The organism is Ascidiaceihabitans sp. (assembly GCF_039986515.1).
Lineage (GTDB): Bacteria > Pseudomonadota > Alphaproteobacteria > Rhodobacterales > Rhodobacteraceae > Ascidiaceihabitans.
On record NZ_JBDWQO010000023.1, the window covers coordinates 92,306 to 108,838 of the forward strand.

Below are 16,533 nucleotides of genomic sequence, written 5' to 3' on the forward strand. Positions count from 1 at the left end.
ACGACAGGTGACTGATCGCTACACAAAAGGTATGCAAACCCGACGCGCTGTTTTGGGCGATGCGCATGTAGACCGCGCTGAAACACAAACGTCCGATTTTGACGCCCCGTTTCAGGCCATGATCACCGAAGGGGCATGGGGCACGCTTTGGGCTGACGACACGATACCCGCGCGGGAGCGGTCCATGCTGACCCTGTCGCTGCTTGCCGCCATGGGCAACTTTGAAGAAATCCCGATGCACATCCGCGCCACTGCACACACTGGCGCCAGCCCGCAAGATGTGTTGCAAGCGTTCATGCATGTGGCGGTTTATGCGGGCGTGCCAAAGGCCAATCATGCGATCAAACTGGCCAAACAGACCTATGCAGAAATGGGCATCCCGATTTAGCGGCTGTGTCTTTTTAGCGGCTGTGTCTTTCGCCTAAGGTGCGTTTTCAACGGCGTTTTGCAAATCCGACAGGTGTAGCTTTGGAAAGTGATCAAACAGATCGGCCATAAGTACGCGGCATTGGGGCCCGTACCAGTCTTCGGGAAACACGCAATCTGGCAATTCAGGGGCTTTCAAGATAATGCGCCGCCACGCATGCACCAATAAGACGCGCAGCACGGCATGCTCTATCGTGCTGAGGGGGTCAGCCCCGGCCAATTCTTCGCGTACCTGTTTCAATGTTTCGAAAAAAGCTTTTGATGCCGTGCGGGTCTGCAAAGAGCAGATCTTGTTTTTCATCCAGGCCGGAATGTGCGCTGCGTCATCCAGGACGGCAACAAAGCTGGCGGTATGCTTGGGTGGCGTTGTCGCAATGCGCAGGTTCGACGACACCCAGACACCGCAAGCACGCCCCTGCGGTTGAGATTGCGACGGATCACTTACAATCAACCATGCCCGTGTGGCAGTGGCACCGCGCGAATAAATGCGCGGCGACGCAGCAGCACTTTGTGTGCGTCCCCAGTCTGTCAGATGATGCGCACTGGTGCGACCTGTGCGTTCATTTTCAATCCAGCCGTCTTTGCGCAACCGGTGCAGCGCCACCCGCATCGCTTCCGGTTTTATTCCGATATGGTCGCGCATGTGACGCAACATCAGCCCACTGATCTGCGCCCCTTTGTCTTGGGCCAGTTCTCCAAAAACCGTAACCAACAGGGACCAGACGCGCGGAGTCTGGTCTTCGGTCAATCGGCTGACAATCCTATGAAATGATGCGGTGCCCACCGGAACATCATACTGCCCCTCTACATCTTTTCCAAGTCTCAGGGTTTGAAGGCATTCATGGTCAACAATTCATATTCCGCCACCTTGTCCTCATCCTGATTGGTCAGGGTCGCGTGCCATCGCACTTCGCCGTATTCATCGTTGCGCGGCGTTTTGTGTTTGACCGTCAATCGCACTTTGATGCTGTCGCCTGCTTGAACAGGTTTCATAAAGCGCAGAGTATCCAGACCGGTGTTGGCCAGAACAGGGCCTTCATTGGGCTCCACAAAAAGTCCCGCCGCAAAGCTTAGCAACAAATAGCCATGTGCGACACGACCCGGAAAGAACGGGTTTCGCTTGGCGGCCGCGTCGTCCATGTGGGCGTAGAATGTGTCACCTGTGAAGGTGGCGAAATGTTCGATGTCTTCCAGTGAAATGGTGCGCGGATCAGTGTGAATGGTCTCGCCGATGTCCAGATCATCGAAGTGGCGCGTGAAAGGGTGTGCCGGTGCCGGAATTTCGCTCGCCCCCGGCACCCATGTTTTCGAAATGGCCGTCAGAATGTCAGGGCTGCCTTGAACCGCCGTTCGTTGCATGTAGTGCATGACGCCGCGGATACCGCCCAGTTCTTCGCCGCCGCCCGCACGGCCCGGCCCACCATGCACCATATGGGGCAGGGGGGACCCGTGCCCGGTGGATTCCTTCATGCTGTCGCGGTTGTTGAAGTAAAGCCGTCCGTGAAAGGCGCCAGCCCCCACCGCAACGGCGCGGGCAACATCCGTGTCATGGGTGATCACCGACGCCACAAGTGATCCTTGCCCTTTGTTGGCCAGTGCTATGGCATGATCCAGATCGCTGTATCCCATGATCGTAGACACCGGCCCGAAGGCTTCTGTGTCATGCACGCGGGTCGCGGTGTCAGGGTCAGCGCAGTGGAAAACCATAGGGGGCAGGAACGCGCCTTTGGTGCTGTCAGCCCCTTGGACGTCAAAATTGTCCGGATCGCCAATCACCCGTTCCGCCTGCGCACCGATGATTGCGGCCTTTTCCAGAACATCGCGTTTCTGACTGTTGGACACCAGCGCCCCCATGCGGGTTGTGTCGGCTTTCGGATCACCGATGACCGTCTTGGACAGTCGTGCGCCAAGCGCCTCAATCACTGCATCCACATGGGGTTCTGGCGCTAGGATACGGCGGATTGCAGTGCATTTTTGCCCTGCCTTGGTGGTCATTTCGCGGTGTACTTCTTTGACAAAAAGGTCGAACTCCGGCGTGCCCGGCCCCGCATCCGGCCCAAGGATGGACGCATTCAAGCTGTCTTGTTCCGCAACAAAACGGATGGAATTGCGCATGATATGCTCCGACGACCGCAGCTTGAACGCCGTATCGGCGGACCCTGTGAAACTGACCACGTCCTGACAGGTCAGGCGGTCCAGCATATCGCCCAAGCCCCCCGCCACCATCTGCAAAGCGCCGGCCGGTAGAATGCCGCTGTCCAGCATAATGCGCACGGCCAGTTCCGTCACATAACAGGTGGCCGTTGCAGGTTTCACAATCGCAGGGACGCCCGCCAAAAGCGTAGGTGCCAGTTTTTCCAACATGCCCCAGACCGGAAAGTTGAAAGCGTTGATGTGCACCGCCACACCGTGCAGCGATGTTGCAATGTGCTGCCCCAAAAACGTGCCGTGGCGCGACAGTTGTTCGACTTCGCCGTCCAGATAGATGTTCGCATTCGGCATTTCGCGACGGCCCTTGGACGCAAAGACAAACATCGTGCCCACACCGCCATCAATGTCGATCATATGGTCCGCTTGCGTGGCACCTGTTGCAAAAGACAGATCATACAGCGCCTGTTTGTGGGCGTTCAGTTCCGTGGCCAAGGCTTTGAGCATCCTCGCGCGGTCATGAAACGTCAGTTTGCGCAATGCTGGTCCGCCCACATCGCGGGCATGATCCAGCATCGCTTGCACATCCAAAGACCCGTTGCCTGCACGTCCCAGAACCGCACCTGTCACGGCATTTTCAATGCTGCGTGCATCTTCGTCGGGGGCGACCCACTGTCCGGCAACAAAGCTTTTGACGTCAAGAATGCTCATGTCTTTTGTCCTTTCAACCCGCGCCACACCCGTATTGTCCGGCGTCTTTCAATGGAAAATCCTGCTTGGATATTAATTGACCAACCGGTCGGTTTATGCAAGGGTTAACTGAGATATGCAAAGGACACGATCATGACGCCCGAAGACCGCGCCCAGAAATCATCCCAAGCCCTTTGGGAAGGCGACACTGCGTCAAAGTGGTTGGGGATCACGATTGAGGAGGTCCGCGAAGGCCGTTCGGTTCTATCGCTGACAGTGCAACCACACCATTGCAACGGCCACGGCATTTGCCACGGCGGCATCACCTTTTCACTGGCCGACAGCGCCTTTGCGTTTGCCTGCAACAGTCGCAATCAGGCAACCGTTGCCCAACACAACGCCATCACCTTTGTTGCCCCCGGCCACGTCGGTGATACGCTGACCGCCACGGCGCACGAAGTGTCGTTGACAGGACGCAGCGGCATCTACGACATCCGCGTCACAAATCAGGACGGCAAGACAATTGCTGAAATGCGGGGCATGTCGCGGGCCATCAAAGGCCAGTTGTTTACAGAATAATTCTACGGGAACTCTACGGGGACACAGACCAGATCATGAAAGACCTAAGCCCAAAAAAATCAGATCTCGATCCTATCGAAATCGCCAGCCGCGACGAAATATCTGCCTTGCAACTGCAACGCATGCAATGGTCGGTGCGCCACGCCTATGACAACGTGGCGATGTACAAAAAGCGCTTTGACGATGCGGGTGTGCATCCCGACGACCTGAAAGAACTTAAAGATCTGGCAAAGTTCCCTTTCACCCACAAAAACGACCTACGGGACAATTACCCCTTTGGAATGTCCGCGGTGCCGCGTGCGCAAATGGCGCGGGTTCATGCGTCCTCTGGCACAACAGGTAAAGCGACAGTGGTGGTTTACACCAAGCACGACATTGACGTGTGGGCGGATACTTTGGCCCGCAGCCTGCGCGCCTCTGGGCTTCGGGCTGGTGACATGGTGCACAACGCTTATGGTTATGGGCTGTTCACTGGCGGTTTGGGCGCCCATTACGGCATTGAAAAACTGGGTGCCACTGTTGTTCCCATGGGCGGCGGCCAGACCGAAAAGCAAATTGGCCTGATCACGGACTTCCAACCCAATGGAATTATGGTGACGCCGTCGTACATGCTGAATATTCTTGAAGGCTTTCATAAAGCGGGCATTGATCCGCGATCGTCGTCTTTGGATGTGGGAATTTTCGGCGCCGAGCCGTGGACAAACGCCATGCGCAAGGAAGTCGAAGACGCCTTCGACATGCATGCCGTCGACATCTATGGGCTTAGCGAAATCATGGGGCCGGGTGTGGCCAACGAATGTGTTGAAACGAAAGACGGTTTGCACGTCTGGGAAGACCACTATTATCCCGAAATCATCAATCCTGTCACAGGCGACGTCGTCGAAGATGGCGAAGACGGCGAACTGGTCTTCACCACACTGACCAAAGAAGGCATGCCCATGATCCGCTACCGCACGCGCGATCTGACACGGTTGTTGCCGGGCACCGCACGCAGTATGCGACGGATGGAGAAAATAACCGGACGTTCCGATGACATGATCATTTTGCGCGGCGTCAACGTCTTTCCGACGCAAATCGAAGAGCAGCTTTTGGGCACCGAAGGGCTGGCGCCCTATTTCCAGATCGAGCTGTTCAAATCCGGCCATATGGATGCGATGCGCGTGATCACAGAAGCCACACCCGTTGCCGCAGATGAGGCGTCAAAATCTGCAGCGGCAACGGCTTTGACAAAGCGTATCAAGGATATGGTGGGTGTTACGACGGACGTTGTCGTAGGCGATCCCGGAACGGCCCCCAGATCGCAGGGCAAGGCCGTGCGCGTCGTCGACAACCGAAGCAAGGGATAGCACTTGGCACGTCCCATCGCCAAAGACCACGACGCGAAACGCGCCCATATCCTGAAAACAGCAGCCCGCGTGTTTGCCGATACCGGTTTCGCGCGGGCGTCGATGTCGCAGGTGGCGAAAGACTGCGGAATTTCCAAGGCGAACATCTACCACTATTATGACAGCAAAGACGCGCTGTTGTTTGATATTCTCGACACGTATCTTCTGGCGTTGCGCGATCGCGTTCTGACGCTTTCCCTGACGGGTTTAAGTCCCGAGGCGCAGCTGCAGGCCATCATCTGTGAAACCTTGCATGCCTATAATGGAATGGACGAGGAACATAAAATCCAGACCGAAGGCATCCCTTTGTTGACGACCAACCAGCAAGCGATCCTGAAAGGCTATCAACGCGATATGGTTCGCCAACTCAGCGATGTTGTCAAATCGATTGCGCCCCAAGTCTTTGGAGACGACAAAACAAAACTTCGCGCCACCGTGATGTCGATCTTTGGCATGTTGAATTGGTTCTACATGTGGAACAGCGGGGCGGGGGATGCCGAGCGCACAGAATATGCGCAGCTTGTCACCCGATTGACCCTGTCAGGGGTAAAGGGCCTTTAAGGGGCCGCTAGTGGTGATCGTAGTCCACAACAATGCGGTCACTGACGGGGAACGATTGGCACGATAGGATAAACCCCTGTTCGACTTCGTAGTCTTCCAGCGCATGGTTGGCGATCATCTCAACTTCGCCCTCCAGAACCTTGCATTTGCATGTTGAACATACACCTGCCTTGCACGCAAATGGCGCGTCCAGCGCGTTGTCCAAAGCGGCGTCAAGAATGGTCTGGTCCTTGTCCATAGTAAAGCTGCGCGATGCGCCGTCCATGGTTATGGTGGCATCGGTTGCTTTGGCTGTGGCGTCGGTACCCGCGCTGGACGCCTTGCGTTTTAACCGGCCCGGCTGGGCACTGGCGAACAGCTCAAATTTGATCTGGTCGTCGGTCAGCCCATGATCGCGCAGGGCTGCCGCAATGGCCAGCATCATCGGCTCCGGGCCACAAATGAACGACGTATCGACGCTTTCGATATCGATCCAGTTGGCAAACAGCGCTTTGCACTTGTCCGCGTCAATGCGGCCCGTGAACAGGTCTATGTCTTGCGCGTCACTTTCCAGAATATGGATCACCGTCACCCGTTGCATGTAAAGGTTTTTCAGGTCTTCCAGCTCTTCGCGGAACATGATCGTGTTCACACCGCGGTTGGCATAGACCAGCGTAAAGGTGCTGTGGGGTTCGCGTTGCAACACCGTCTTCATGATCGACAACACAGGTGTCACCCCAGACCCGCCTGCGAACCCAAGATAATTTTTGCCCACAGCCGCATCGAGGGGTGTATGAAAATTGCCGGCAGGTTCCATGGCTTCCAACGTCATACCCGGTTTCAAGTTGTCATTGGCCCATGTGGAAAATGCACCGCCATCGACCTTCTTGATGCCCACCTGCAAGATGCCATCATCTTTGCCCGCGCAAATGGAATAAGACCGGCGCACTTCGGTGCCGTCGAAATCCTGGCGAAAGGTCAGATACTGACCTTGGATAAAGTCGAAATCGCCGCCGCCTGCGGGTTGCAAGCTGACAACAACCGCATCGCGGATCGTTTTATGAACATCAGTGACAGTCAATTGATGAAAGCGCGCCATCTGCTGGTCCTTTTAGATACATTTGAAATAGTCGAAGGGTTCAAGGCAGTCTTTACACTGCCACTGGGCCTTACATGGGGTTGACCCGAATTGACTGATCCGCACGACATGGGTGGATTTGCAACGTGGGCAGTTTTCCGGCCCACCGGCAGCACGCGGCGGGGCGATGCCGTAATCTGTCAGCTTTGTGCGCGCACCATCGGTTAACCAGTCGGTGGTCCATGGCGGGCTAAGCTGTGTCTTGATGCGAATGTTGTCCACACCACGGTCGCGCAAGGCCGTTTCAATATCAAGCGAGATCACAGTGGTCGCAGGGCAGCCCGAATAGGTCGGCGTTACGGCCACTTCAACAGTGTCCCCGTCCCACGCAACACCGCGTACGATGCCCAGCTCAACCACTGAAATTACCGGTATTTCAGGATCCGGCACATCTGCCAACCACTCCCAGATCGTGTCGACGCTGGGGTGCATGTTACCAGTTGGCTCCGGGATAGGCGCGTTGCAGCCATTGCATCTGCGTCAGAATATGCCCCAGATGCTCACTGTGCTGACGCCCTGATTTACCACCTTTGTGCGCAAAATCGCTGTCGGGAATGGTAAGCGTCGCCTGCGCCATCACATCCCCCACATGCGCGTCAAACGCAGCCCTCAAACTGGTCAGCTTAGGGGCGATACCAGCCTCAGCCATAGCCGTATCAACAGCATCGGGCACAAACATCTCGCCCACATAGGGCCAAAGCAGATTTAGCGCATCCTGCATGCGTCGGTGGCTTTCCAAAGTGCCGTCGCCCAAGCTGATCACCGTGTCGCCGGAGCGTTCCACATGGTATTGTACTTCTTTGACGGCTTTGGCCGCAATTTCGGCCACACGCGGTTCCGAGGACTGTTCCAAACCGCGCAGCATTGCCAAGTGCCATACATCGAACAGGAACTGGCGCATCATCGTTTGACCGAAATCACCGTTGGGTTGTTCCGTCAGCAAACAATTGCGAAAATCCCACGCATCGCGCAGCATTGCCAGATCATCAGCACTGCGGTTTTCGTCTTCCACTTCGCCGGCCAGACCAAGCCACATTTGTGTTTGGCCAATCAGATCAAGGGCTGTGTTGGCCAGCGCAATGTCTTCTTCAAGGATCGGCGCATGCCCACACCATTCGCTGACGCGGTGCCCCAACACCAACGTGTTGTCCCCCATCCGGCACAGAAATTCAAAATAGGCGGCACGGTCCGTCATTACATCGCCCCCACTTCGTCGGGGATGTCGAAAAATGTCGGATGACGGTACACTTTCGCTTCCGAGGGGTCGTACATCGGGCCTTTGTCCGACGGCGAAGACGCGGCAATATGGCGGGCTTCGACAACCCAGATGCTGACGCCTTCATTGCGGCGGGTGTAAACGTCGCGGGCGTTTTTCATCGCCATTTCTTCATCGGGCGCGTGCAAGCTGCCCACATGTCTGTGGCTCATGCCGTGTTGACCGCGAATGAACACTTCCCACAAAGGCCACTCGGCGCGCTTGGGTGTGTCTTGTGATACCGAAGTTTCAGAGTTTGAGGAGGTCATTCCGCAGCCACCTTTCCGATACGGCGTTTTTCGGCATGGGCCAGCATACCGTCCCGCACCCATGCGCCGTCGTCCCACGCCTTGTTGCGCGCAGCCAAGCGTTCTGTGTTGCACGGGCCGTTGCCGCGCAGCACATCAAAGAATTCGTTCCAGTCGGGTTCGGCGAAATCATAGCCGCCTTTGTCTTCGTTCCACGCCAGCGTTTCATCTGGCACCGTCAGCCCAAGATATTCCGCCTGTGGCACCGTCTGGTCGACGAACTTTTGGCGCAGCTCGTCATTGGTGTTCATCTTGATTTTCCACGCCATGGACTGTTCGGAATGGGTGCTTTCAGCATCTGACGGGCCGAACATCATCAGCGATGGAAACCACAAGCGGTTCAACGCATCCTGCGCCATTTTCTTTTGCGCAGGCGTGCCTTTGGCCATCTTCATCATGATGTCGTAGCCTTGGCGCTGGTGGAACGATTCCTCTTTGCAGATGCGCACCATCGCACGGGCATAGGGACCGTAAGACGTGCGTTGCAGCGGCACCTGGTTCATGATGGCAGCCCCGTCCACAAGCCAACCCACAGCGCCCATATCGGCCCATGTCAGCGTGGGGTAGTTGAAAATGGACGAATATTTCATCCGCCCGTCCAGCAGCATTTCCGTCATCTCGTCGCGCGTCACGCCAAGTGTTTCAGCGCCACAGTACAAATACAAACCGTGGCCCGCTTCGTCTTGCACTTTGGCCAACAGGATGGCTTTGCGTTCCAGTGTCGGCGCACGGGTGATCCAGTTGCCTTCGGGCAGCTGACCCACAATCTCGGAATGCGCGTGTTGCCCCATCTGACGGATCAGCGTCTTGCGGTATCCCACAGGCATCCAGTCTTTGGGCTCGATCTTTTCACCAGCGTCAATGCGCGCCTGAAAGGCCGCCAGCTTTTCGGGGTCTTCAAGCGTCGCTTCGGATTTTACCATCTGTGCATACATTTGAGCGTCTCCTGTCAGGACCTTAAATTCGTTCGATAATCATGGCAGCGCCTTGGCCCACACCCACGCACATCGTGCACAGGGCATAGCGGCCACCGCTGCGTGTCAACTGATGCGCCGCTGTCAGAACCAGACGTGCGCCCGACATGCCAAGCGGATGACCGATTGCAATGGCGCCCCCTTGCGGGTTCACCCGCGGATCGTCATCAGCCACACCAAGTTCACGCAACGTGGCAAGACCTTGGGCGGCAAAAGCTTCGTTCAGTTCGATGATGTCCATCTGGTCAATGGTCAGACCGGCACGGTCCAGCACCTTTTGGCTGGCAGGAACCGGACCGATCCCCATCACACGCGGCGCAACCCCAGCCGAGGACATGCCGACGATCCGCGCCATCGGGGTCAACCCGTGCTGCGTTGCTGCCGCTTCTGACGCAATCAACAAGGCCGCGGCCCCGTCGTTCACACCGCTTGCATTGCCAGCTGTAACGCTAAGATCAGGGCCATTCACACCTTTCAGTTTTGCCAGCTTTGCAGCATCTGTTCCGGGGCGGGGGTGTTCATCCGTGTCAAAGACAACCGCATCCCCTTTGCGCTGCGGGATGTTCACCGCGCAGATTTCATCCGCGAAACAGCCGGCGTCATGGGCTGCAGCCCAGTTTTCTTGGGACCGTGCGGCCATTGCATCCTGATCCGCGCGGTTCACCCCGTAATCGGCGGCAACATTATCCGCTGTTTGGGGCATGGAATCGACACCGTACTGCGCTTGCATCTTGGGATTGATGAAACGCCAGCCGATGGTCGTGTCGTAAACCGTGTTGGCGCGGGTGAAGGCGCTGGTGGCTTTGGGCATCACAAAGGGCGCGCGGCTCATGCTTTCGACGCCGCCTGCGATGGTCAGGTCATAGTCGCCTGCCTTGATCCCCCGCGCAGCAAATCCCACGGCATCCATGCCACTGGCACACAGGCGGTTGATTGTCGTGCCAGGCACGTCTTCGGGCAGACCGGCAAGCAAAGCCGCCATGCGGGCCACATTGCGGTTGTCTTCGCCGGCCTGATTGGCAGAGCCGAAAATCACGTCATCCACACGCGACCAGTCCACATCGACATTGCGTTCCATCAAAGCTGCGATCGGAAGGGACGCCAGATCATCGGTGCGCACAGACGACAGTGCCCCGCCGTAGCGGCCGATCGGCGTTCTGACACCGTCACAAATCAAAGCTTCCATGCGTCATTCCACCCTTAGATTGGTCTTTCCCCTACTATCTATAATAAGACGGATGGATTCGATCAACTATAAAGTTACTGAAAAACCCATCGTTAAGTTTTTAAGTAACGCTTTTGGTGAAGCCATCAGAATTCACTATTGCAACCGTTCACACAGCAATACTTTTGATGATACCAAGCGGCAGTGGATGCTGCAGCCACCGCACATCCGTCCCAACCAGAGACCCGACATATGACAGTTGCACTGCTTTTTATCCTACTTGATGCAGTGGGCACCTTTGTGTTCGGCCTAAGCGGCGCAATGGTCGCCATGAGGCGGCGTTTCGATATCTTCGGCATACTGGTTCTGGCTGTCGCAACAGGGGTCGCCGGCGGCATGGTGCGCGACCTGTTGCTAGGGTCCACGCCACCCGATGCCCTGCGCACTGTCTGGCCTTTGGCCATCGCAAGCCTTGCGGGGTTGTGCGTATTTTTCTTCAAACCCCTGATCGAACGGCTGAACCGCCCCGTTATGCTTTTGGATGCCATCGGGCTTGGCATCTTTGCTGTCGCTGGCTGCCGCAAAGCCCTGCTTTATGGGCTTGATGCACCCGGGGCCGTTCTTTTGGGCGTGATTTCGGCGGTAGGCGGGGGTGTATTAAGGGACATTATGGCGACGGAAGTGCCGCGTGTGCTTCACGAAGATATCTATGCACTTGCCGCTCTTGCGGGGGCGGCCGCTTATGCGGGCTGTCTGTGGTTTGGGGTTCAAGACAGCATCGCGGCCGTGGGTGCTGTCATTCTTGCAGTTGGGTTACGACTGGCAAGCGTGCGCTTTGGATGGCATTTGCCGCATCCTCCGAAGTGACAGGTCTGGGCAGACGGCACTGCGTTCGCTACACTACACCCTCACCGCGAAAGGAAGCCAAGCATGTCCAATCCCTGCATTATTTGCGTCGCAATCACCGGATCCGTGCCCTCAAAAAACGACAACCCTGCGGTGCCGATCACGATCGCAGAACAGATCGAAAGCACACATGAGGCATTTGAGGCCGGGGCAAGCATTGCCCATTGCCATGTGCGGGACGACAACGGCACACCCACATCTGATCCCGACCGCTTTGCGGCATTGAAGGAAGGGATAGAAGCCCATTGTCCCGGCATGATCGTCCAGCTTTCGACGGGTGGGCGGTCCGGCGCGGGACGTGACCGCGGGGGCATGTTGCCATTGTCGCCGGACATGGCGTCTTTGTCGGTGGGATCAAACAATTTCCCAACACGCGTCTATGAAAACAGCCCCGATCTGGTCGATTGGCTGGCATCGGAGATGATCACGCACAACGTGAAACCCGAAATCGAAGCCTTCGATCTGAGCCATATCGTTCAAGCCACACGCATGGCGGCTGACGGGCGATTGAAAGGCCCGCTTTATGTGCAATTCGTGATGGGCGTGAAGAATGCAATGCCGGCAGATGAGCCTATTTTCGACTTCTACATCGAAACCCTAAAGCGTCTCGCACCCGATGCCCAATGGTGCGCCGCAGGCATCGGACAGGCGCAGCTTACCGTCAATGAATGGTCGATTTCCAAAGGCGGGCACACACGTGCCGGATTGGAAGACAACGTGCGCTTGGACCGCACCACGCTGGCCCCGTCAAATGCGGCATTGGTGCAACGTGCCGTGGACTTGTGTGAAAAATACGAACGCCCCGTCGCCACATGGCAACAGGCCCGCAACATTCTGGGGTTGCGGAAAGTCATGGTCTGAAATGACCAAAGACAAGCGACCCTACAAAGGCATTTTTACCGATACCCGCAACTGGGACCGGTTTGAACATCGCCCAGGAGATATCTTTGTCTGTGTGCCACCCAAAAGCGGCACGACATGGATGCAAACTATCTGCGGGTTGCTGATCTTTGGCGATCCTGACGCAGATGTCTCATACCCCGAGATTTCACCATGGATCGAGTTTTCGCTGAGCTCAAAAACCGTAGATGCCCGCCTTGAAATGCTGGCCACCCAGACGCATCGGCGCTTTATCAAATCCCACACTCCGCTGGACGGCATCCCGTATTTTGAGGATTGCACCTATCTGGCGTGTCACCGCCACCCGCTGGATGTGCATTTTTCGATGTGGCATCATGTGCAAAACATGAAAATCGACCATATCGACCACTTGCACACACAAGACAGAGCCGCCAACTTCAACGCTTTTCTGGCCAACAGCATCGAAAACGAAGGGCTGGATCAACCCAGCCTTGAACTGATCACACATCATTATGAAACGGCGCGTGCGCGGGCAAAGCTGCCAAATGTGCACCTGTTTCATTACGCCACCCTGTCGCAGGATTTGTCGGGGCAGATGCGGCGGATTGCGAAAGCATTGAATATTTCACATCCCGACGCCTTGTTCGATGCCTTGGTGGAAAAGGCGACATTCAAAAGCATGAAAGCCAATGCGCTGAAAACAGCGCCCGGCGCCAAGGGCGGGCTTTACAAAGACCCCAACGCCTTTTTCAACAGCGGCCAAGGCCGTAAATGGGACGGGATTTTGGATGCGCATCAATTGGCGCGTTACAGGCGGCGTGTTGCCAATCTATTGGCACCAGAAGACGTCATCTACCTAGAGACAGGCCAGTGTTAATTTAGTTTGCGCCGCACCTGTCAGATGAAGATGCAGCGCATTTTGGTTTAGTACTGCCGTTCACCATCATGGGACGCAACACGCGGCACCAGTGCACGCACCAGTTCGGTCATGTCCAAAGTGCCGACAGTTTCACCATCTTCCTTAACGACATATGCATGCGACGTGTCCCCGCCAGACCGCGCAATCATGCTTTCAAGCGTGTCGTTCGCGTCCACTTCGCCATGGGCGTTGTCAGGCACTTCGCCCCCTGCCAATGGCTTCATAATGGACCGCACCCGCAGAACCCGTGCGCGGTTGATATCGCTTACGAAGTCTTCGATGTAGGGGTCATTGGGGTTCAGCAAGATGTGCTGCGGTTCGCCCTGTTGCACGACAAAACCGTCCTTCAAGATCACAAGGTGATCGGCCAGCTTCAGCGCTTCATCAAGGTCATGTGTGATGAAGATGATGGTCTTGTGCAGCTCTTTTTGCAGCTCAAGCAGCAGGTCCTGCATGTCGGTCCGGATCAAAGGATCAAGCGCCGAAAAGGCTTCGTCCATTAGCATGATATCGGTGTTGGCGGTCAAAGCGCGGGCGATGCCCACACGTTGTTGCATGCCCCCTGACAATTGGGCCGGATAGTGGTTTTCAAAGCCGTTAAGACCAACACGTTCCAACCATTTTGTCGCTTCCTTGTCGCAAGCGTCTTCGGTGTGACCGCGCACGGACAAAGGCATGCCTGCATTTTTCAGCACGGTTTTATGTGGCAGAAGCGCAAACTTCTGAAACACCATCGACATCTTTTCCTGACGCGCTTTGCGCAAACCGTCCTCGGACAGTTTCATCACATCTTCACCTTGCACGATGATCTCGCCCGCGGTGGGTTCGATCAAGCGATTGAGGTGACGGATCAGCGTAGATTTGCCTGAGCCCGACAGGCCCATCACAACAGTGATTTCGCCTGCCTGCATGTCCACGTTGATGTTGTTAAGCCCCAGCACGTGTTTGTGCTGGGCCAGAAGCTCTTCTTTGCCCATGCCTTTTTCGACATGATGCAAGACGTCCTTGTCGCGGGCTCCGAATATTTTATAGAGCCCGCGAAGGCTAACCATTGGTTCTGTCATCGTACCGGTTCCTTAGTGTTTGACATGGGTCATATCGACCCGCGTGAGAGCGGCTTTGGACACACGGTCAAGGATCACAGCCAAAAGAACGATACCAATACCAGCGACGATGCCGACACCCAGTTCAAGGTTGCGGATCCCGCGCAGGACGTTCACGCCAAGGCCTGGCGCCGATACCAAGGATGCGATCACAACCATGGCAAGGCTCATCATGATGGTCTGGTTGATGCCAGCCATGATGTTGGGCAGCGCCAGTGGCAATTGCACACGCAACAGTTTCTGTCTGGAGTTCATCCCGAATGCGTTCGCAGCTTCAATCACATCCTGATCTACCAAACGAATGCCCAGATCGGTCAACCGGATCACTGGCACAATCGCGTACAAAATGATCGCAATCCCGTACAGCTTCGATTCTGTCACCGAGAATAGGAAAATCAGAGGAATGAGATACACAAAGGTCGGCAAGGTTTGCAGCAAATCCAGAATGGGCACTGTGCCTTTTTGCAACCTGTCAGATTTGGACATGGCAATGCCTATGGGCACGCCAAGGAAAACTGAAATCGTCGTACAGACAAAGATAATTGAAAGCGTCTGCATCGCAACATCGTAGTGGTCCACCAGACCAAGCAACATGATCGAAACAAACACAAAAATCGTCACCGGTTTGGACCGGCTGGCATACCATGCGATAGCCACAAGGATGGGGATCATCACATACCAAGGCGTCGCTTCAAACAACCAAAGTGCGCCATCCAGCATCCAGCTGAGGGGTTGTGTGATCGGGTCAAGCACGGTTTTCAGTGCAGGCTTCGCCGCCAAAAACCCTTCTTCGATGCCTTTTGTCACATCACGTGACTGGATAACGCTGCTGCAACTTTCGTTGAGGTTATCAAGTGAGGGAAACGGGAAGACAGGGCCAGAAGCCTCTTTTCCGCCCGCTTGTGCCATAAGGTCTGCCATCGAAAGGGGCGCACCGTCTCCAGCCTCGCCACACCAATCGCTGAGCCCTAAGGCGCTGAATATCTTATCATAAAAGGCCATGTTGTTCCTTGTCCCCTGACCGGCAAAATGCCCCCCGTCCAGTCAGACGAGGGGCAGATTTCAAAGCGTTGGATTACTTAAGAAGTGCAGAAAGGTTTTCTGTGGCTTCTTCGTCCAACCATGTTGCCCAAACGTCTTTGTAGTTTGTCAGGAAGTACACGGCCGCTTCGTCATAGGACGCGTTGTTGTCCAGGCGCCAAGCCAGAACTTCACCCATCTGGTCGTTGGTGAAGCTTACGTTTGCCATCAAAGCTGCTGCTTGTGGTTCACGCTCTGCAAAGCCACCGGCCACTGCTGTCACAACTTTGGACGCAGGGTATTCTGAGAAAGTTGGGTTGGCGCAGTCAACGTCACCGTTGCACGTGTGTGCCTCGGCATCGAAGTCGCCCACTTTGACGGCAACCATCGGGTATTTGCCTAGTACGGCTGTTGGTGCCCAGTAGTAACCGAACCATGGTGCTTTTTCTTCAAACGCCGCAGCGATCGACGTTTGCAGTGTTTCACCGGAACCGTGCTGGAAGCGCTCAAGTCCGCCAGCGGCCGCGTCCAAGGCGATCAGGTTGTTGTTGTTGATGATATCGCATGCCCAGCCTGACGGGCAATCGTGGAATTTGCCGCCAACTTTCTCCGGGTTGGCCATGATGCCTTCCCATGTTGTCAGCTCTGGGTTGGATTCTGCGAGATAGGCAGGGATCCACCAGGCTTCGACGCCGCCATCTGACAGCACGTCAGCCAGTTCAACCAGTTTACCTTCTTCCAACAGGCCAGGGTATGCCGGAGTGGAGTTCGCCCAGACTTCGGTCAAAATGTCAGGCTCACCTGTTTCGGTGATGGACGTGATGGCTGTCACGGTGGAAGACGGCACTTTTTGCACGTTGCAACCAAGACCTTGTTCCATCAGGAACGCGGACACAGCTGTAACCACGGCAGAAGATGCCCAGTTCATTTCAGTGATCGTGACGTCGCCGCAATCCGCATAGGCGGCAGAGCCGGATGTCATCAACGCTGCAACTGCTGCGCCTTTCAAAAGTGTGGTTTTTTTCATTTTAATCTCCCTGAGATCGTTTGCCCTTGTTGATTTAAGGCCATGCGGTGGGCGTCCAGCATGGTTGATGCCCCGCACGCAACATGCGC

The 16,533-nt window shown here is 55.8% G+C and carries 18 protein-coding genes; 7 read left to right on the forward strand and 11 right to left on the reverse strand.

Annotation, left to right across the window (positions count from 1 at the left end):
* The first annotated feature begins 7 nt into the window (after positions 1-7).
* A complete protein-coding gene (pcaC, locus tag ABJL60_RS20885; RefSeq protein ID WP_348292066.1) occupies positions 8-388 on the forward strand; it encodes a 4-carboxymuconolactone decarboxylase in 381 nt (126 codons plus the stop codon).
* A 33-nt stretch (positions 389-421) separates the two neighbouring features.
* Here the strand turns inward: pcaC and ABJL60_RS20890 are convergent, their stop codons facing one another.
* Entirely contained in the window at positions 422-1,174 is a 753-nt protein-coding gene (locus tag ABJL60_RS20890) for a PaaX family transcriptional regulator C-terminal domain-containing protein (protein ID WP_348292064.1), read from the reverse strand.
* A 74-nt stretch (positions 1,175-1,248) separates the two neighbouring features.
* Entirely contained in the window at positions 1,249-3,285 is a 2,037-nt protein-coding gene (gene paaZ, locus ABJL60_RS20895) for a phenylacetic acid degradation bifunctional protein PaaZ (RefSeq protein ID WP_348292062.1), read from the reverse strand.
* Positions 3,286-3,417: 132 nt separating this feature from the next.
* Here paaZ and paaI point away from each other — a divergent pair, with 132 nt between their 5' ends.
* From paaI to ABJL60_RS20910, 3 genes are read left to right on the forward strand one after another with little or no spacing between them, the layout of a single operon-like run.
* Positions 3,418-3,843 carry a hydroxyphenylacetyl-CoA thioesterase PaaI gene (gene paaI, locus ABJL60_RS20900; RefSeq protein WP_348292061.1) on the forward strand — a complete coding sequence of 142 codons (426 nt, stop codon included), beginning with the start codon at positions 3,418-3,420 and terminating at the stop codon, positions 3,841-3,843.
* Positions 3,844-3,878: 35 nt separating this feature from the next.
* On the forward strand, positions 3,879-5,189 hold the full coding sequence (paaK, locus tag ABJL60_RS20905; RefSeq protein WP_348376330.1) for a phenylacetate--CoA ligase PaaK: 1,311 nt from the start codon (positions 3,879-3,881) through the stop codon (positions 5,187-5,189).
* Positions 5,190-5,192: 3 nt separating this feature from the next.
* Positions 5,193-5,789, forward strand: coding sequence for a TetR/AcrR family transcriptional regulator (locus ABJL60_RS20910; protein WP_348376329.1), 597 nt, complete (start codon positions 5,193-5,195; stop codon positions 5,787-5,789).
* Between the two features lie 7 nt (positions 5,790-5,796).
* Here ABJL60_RS20910 and paaE read toward each other — a convergent pair whose 3' ends face one another.
* The 6 genes from paaE to pcaF are packed head-to-tail and all read right to left on the reverse strand — an operon-like array spanning position 5,797 to position 10,629.
* Positions 5,797-6,867, reverse strand: a complete 1,071-nt coding sequence (paaE, locus tag ABJL60_RS20915; RefSeq protein WP_348376328.1) for a 1,2-phenylacetyl-CoA epoxidase subunit PaaE — start codon at positions 6,865-6,867, stop codon at positions 5,797-5,799.
* Positions 6,868-6,879: 12 nt separating this feature from the next.
* Complete coding sequence (gene paaD / locus ABJL60_RS20920; RefSeq protein WP_348292053.1) at positions 6,880-7,338, reverse strand: 1,2-phenylacetyl-CoA epoxidase subunit PaaD; 459 nt, start codon at positions 7,336-7,338, stop codon at positions 6,880-6,882.
* A 1-nt stretch (position 7,339) separates the two neighbouring features.
* Positions 7,340-8,101 carry a 1,2-phenylacetyl-CoA epoxidase subunit PaaC gene (paaC, locus tag ABJL60_RS20925; protein WP_348292051.1) on the reverse strand — a complete coding sequence of 254 codons (762 nt, stop codon included), beginning with the start codon at positions 8,099-8,101 and terminating at the stop codon, positions 7,340-7,342.
* Positions 8,101-8,430: a 1,2-phenylacetyl-CoA epoxidase subunit PaaB gene (paaB, locus tag ABJL60_RS20930; protein WP_348376327.1), complete on the reverse strand. Its 330-nt coding sequence runs from the start codon at positions 8,428-8,430 to the stop codon at positions 8,101-8,103. Before paaB ends, paaC begins: the two co-directional genes overlap by 1 nt.
* Positions 8,427-9,404 (reverse strand): 1,2-phenylacetyl-CoA epoxidase subunit PaaA, encoded by a 978-nt coding sequence (gene paaA / locus ABJL60_RS20935; protein ID WP_348292048.1) that lies wholly within the window; start codon positions 9,402-9,404, stop codon positions 8,427-8,429. Before paaA ends, paaB begins: the two co-directional genes overlap by 4 nt.
* A gap of 22 nt (positions 9,405-9,426) precedes the next feature.
* The gene (pcaF, locus tag ABJL60_RS20940) at positions 9,427-10,629 is read right to left on the reverse strand and encodes a 3-oxoadipyl-CoA thiolase (protein WP_348292046.1); all 1,203 of its coding nucleotides are present in this window, start codon (positions 10,627-10,629) and stop codon (positions 9,427-9,429) included.
* Between the two features lie 231 nt (positions 10,630-10,860).
* On the opposite strand from pcaF, the gene ABJL60_RS20945 reads away from it, so the two are divergent.
* From ABJL60_RS20945 to ABJL60_RS20955, 3 genes are all read left to right on the forward strand, one after another.
* On the forward strand, positions 10,861-11,475 hold the full coding sequence (locus ABJL60_RS20945) for a trimeric intracellular cation channel family protein (protein ID WP_348292044.1): 615 nt from the start codon (positions 10,861-10,863) through the stop codon (positions 11,473-11,475).
* 63 nt (positions 11,476-11,538) lie between these two features.
* Positions 11,539-12,375, forward strand: a complete 837-nt coding sequence (locus ABJL60_RS20950) for a 3-keto-5-aminohexanoate cleavage protein (RefSeq protein WP_348376326.1) — start codon at positions 11,539-11,541, stop codon at positions 12,373-12,375.
* 1 nt (position 12,376) lies between these two features.
* Entirely contained in the window at positions 12,377-13,252 is an 876-nt protein-coding gene (locus tag ABJL60_RS20955) for a sulfotransferase domain-containing protein (protein ID WP_348376325.1), read from the forward strand.
* 47 nt (positions 13,253-13,299) lie between these two features.
* On the opposite strand, the gene ABJL60_RS20960 is transcribed toward ABJL60_RS20955, so the two are convergent.
* The 3 genes from ABJL60_RS20960 to ABJL60_RS20970 all read right to left on the reverse strand — a co-directional run bounded on the left by ABJL60_RS20960 (position 13,300) and on the right by ABJL60_RS20970 (position 16,444).
* On the reverse strand, positions 13,300-14,358 hold the full coding sequence (locus tag ABJL60_RS20960) for a betaine/proline/choline family ABC transporter ATP-binding protein (RefSeq protein WP_348292038.1): 1,059 nt from the start codon (positions 14,356-14,358) through the stop codon (positions 13,300-13,302).
* Positions 14,359-14,370: 12 nt separating this feature from the next.
* The gene (locus ABJL60_RS20965) at positions 14,371-15,399 is read right to left on the reverse strand and encodes an ABC transporter permease subunit (RefSeq protein ID WP_348292036.1); all 1,029 of its coding nucleotides are present in this window, start codon (positions 15,397-15,399) and stop codon (positions 14,371-14,373) included.
* 73 nt (positions 15,400-15,472) lie between these two features.
* Positions 15,473-16,444, reverse strand: a complete 972-nt coding sequence (locus ABJL60_RS20970) for a glycine betaine ABC transporter substrate-binding protein (RefSeq protein WP_348292035.1) — start codon at positions 16,442-16,444, stop codon at positions 15,473-15,475.
* Positions 16,445-16,533: the final 89 nt, after the last annotated feature.

Excerpts from the sequence above, each read along its gene's own strand:
- paaK (WP_348376330.1), top strand. The coding sequence starts at position 3,879 with ATGAAAGACCTAAGCCCAAAAAAATCAGATCTCGATCCTATCGAAATC.
- ABJL60_RS20950 (WP_348376326.1), top strand. The coding sequence starts at position 11,539 with ATGTCCAATCCCTGCATTATTTGCGTCGCAATCACCGGATCCGTGCCC.
- paaC (WP_348292051.1), bottom strand. The coding sequence starts at position 8,101 with ATGACGGACCGTGCCGCCTATTTTGAATTTCTGTGCCGGATGGGGGAC.
- paaA (WP_348292048.1), bottom strand. The coding sequence starts at position 9,404 with ATGTATGCACAGATGGTAAAATCCGAAGCGACGCTTGAAGACCCCGAA.
- paaB (WP_348376327.1), bottom strand. The coding sequence starts at position 8,430 with ATGACCTCCTCAAACTCTGAAACTTCGGTATCACAAGACACACCCAAG.
- ABJL60_RS20965 (WP_348292036.1), bottom strand. The coding sequence starts at position 15,399 with ATGGCCTTTTATGATAAGATATTCAGCGCCTTAGGGCTCAGCGATTGG.
- paaZ (WP_348292062.1), bottom strand. The coding sequence starts at position 3,285 with ATGAGCATTCTTGACGTCAAAAGCTTTGTTGCCGGACAGTGGGTCGCC.
- ABJL60_RS20955 (WP_348376325.1), top strand. The coding sequence starts at position 12,377 with ATGACCAAAGACAAGCGACCCTACAAAGGCATTTTTACCGATACCCGC.
- ABJL60_RS20945 (WP_348292044.1), top strand. The coding sequence starts at position 10,861 with ATGACAGTTGCACTGCTTTTTATCCTACTTGATGCAGTGGGCACCTTT.
- ABJL60_RS20960 (WP_348292038.1), bottom strand. The coding sequence starts at position 14,358 with ATGACAGAACCAATGGTTAGCCTTCGCGGGCTCTATAAAATATTCGGA.
- paaI (WP_348292061.1), top strand. The coding sequence starts at position 3,418 with ATGACGCCCGAAGACCGCGCCCAGAAATCATCCCAAGCCCTTTGGGAA.
- ABJL60_RS20970 (WP_348292035.1), bottom strand. The coding sequence starts at position 16,444 with ATGAAAAAAACCACACTTTTGAAAGGCGCAGCAGTTGCAGCGTTGATG.
- pcaF (WP_348292046.1), bottom strand. The coding sequence starts at position 10,629 with ATGGAAGCTTTGATTTGTGACGGTGTCAGAACGCCGATCGGCCGCTAC.
- paaE (WP_348376328.1), bottom strand. The coding sequence starts at position 6,867 with ATGGCGCGCTTTCATCAATTGACTGTCACTGATGTTCATAAAACGATC.
- paaD (WP_348292053.1), bottom strand. The coding sequence starts at position 7,338 with ATGCACCCCAGCGTCGACACGATCTGGGAGTGGTTGGCAGATGTGCCG.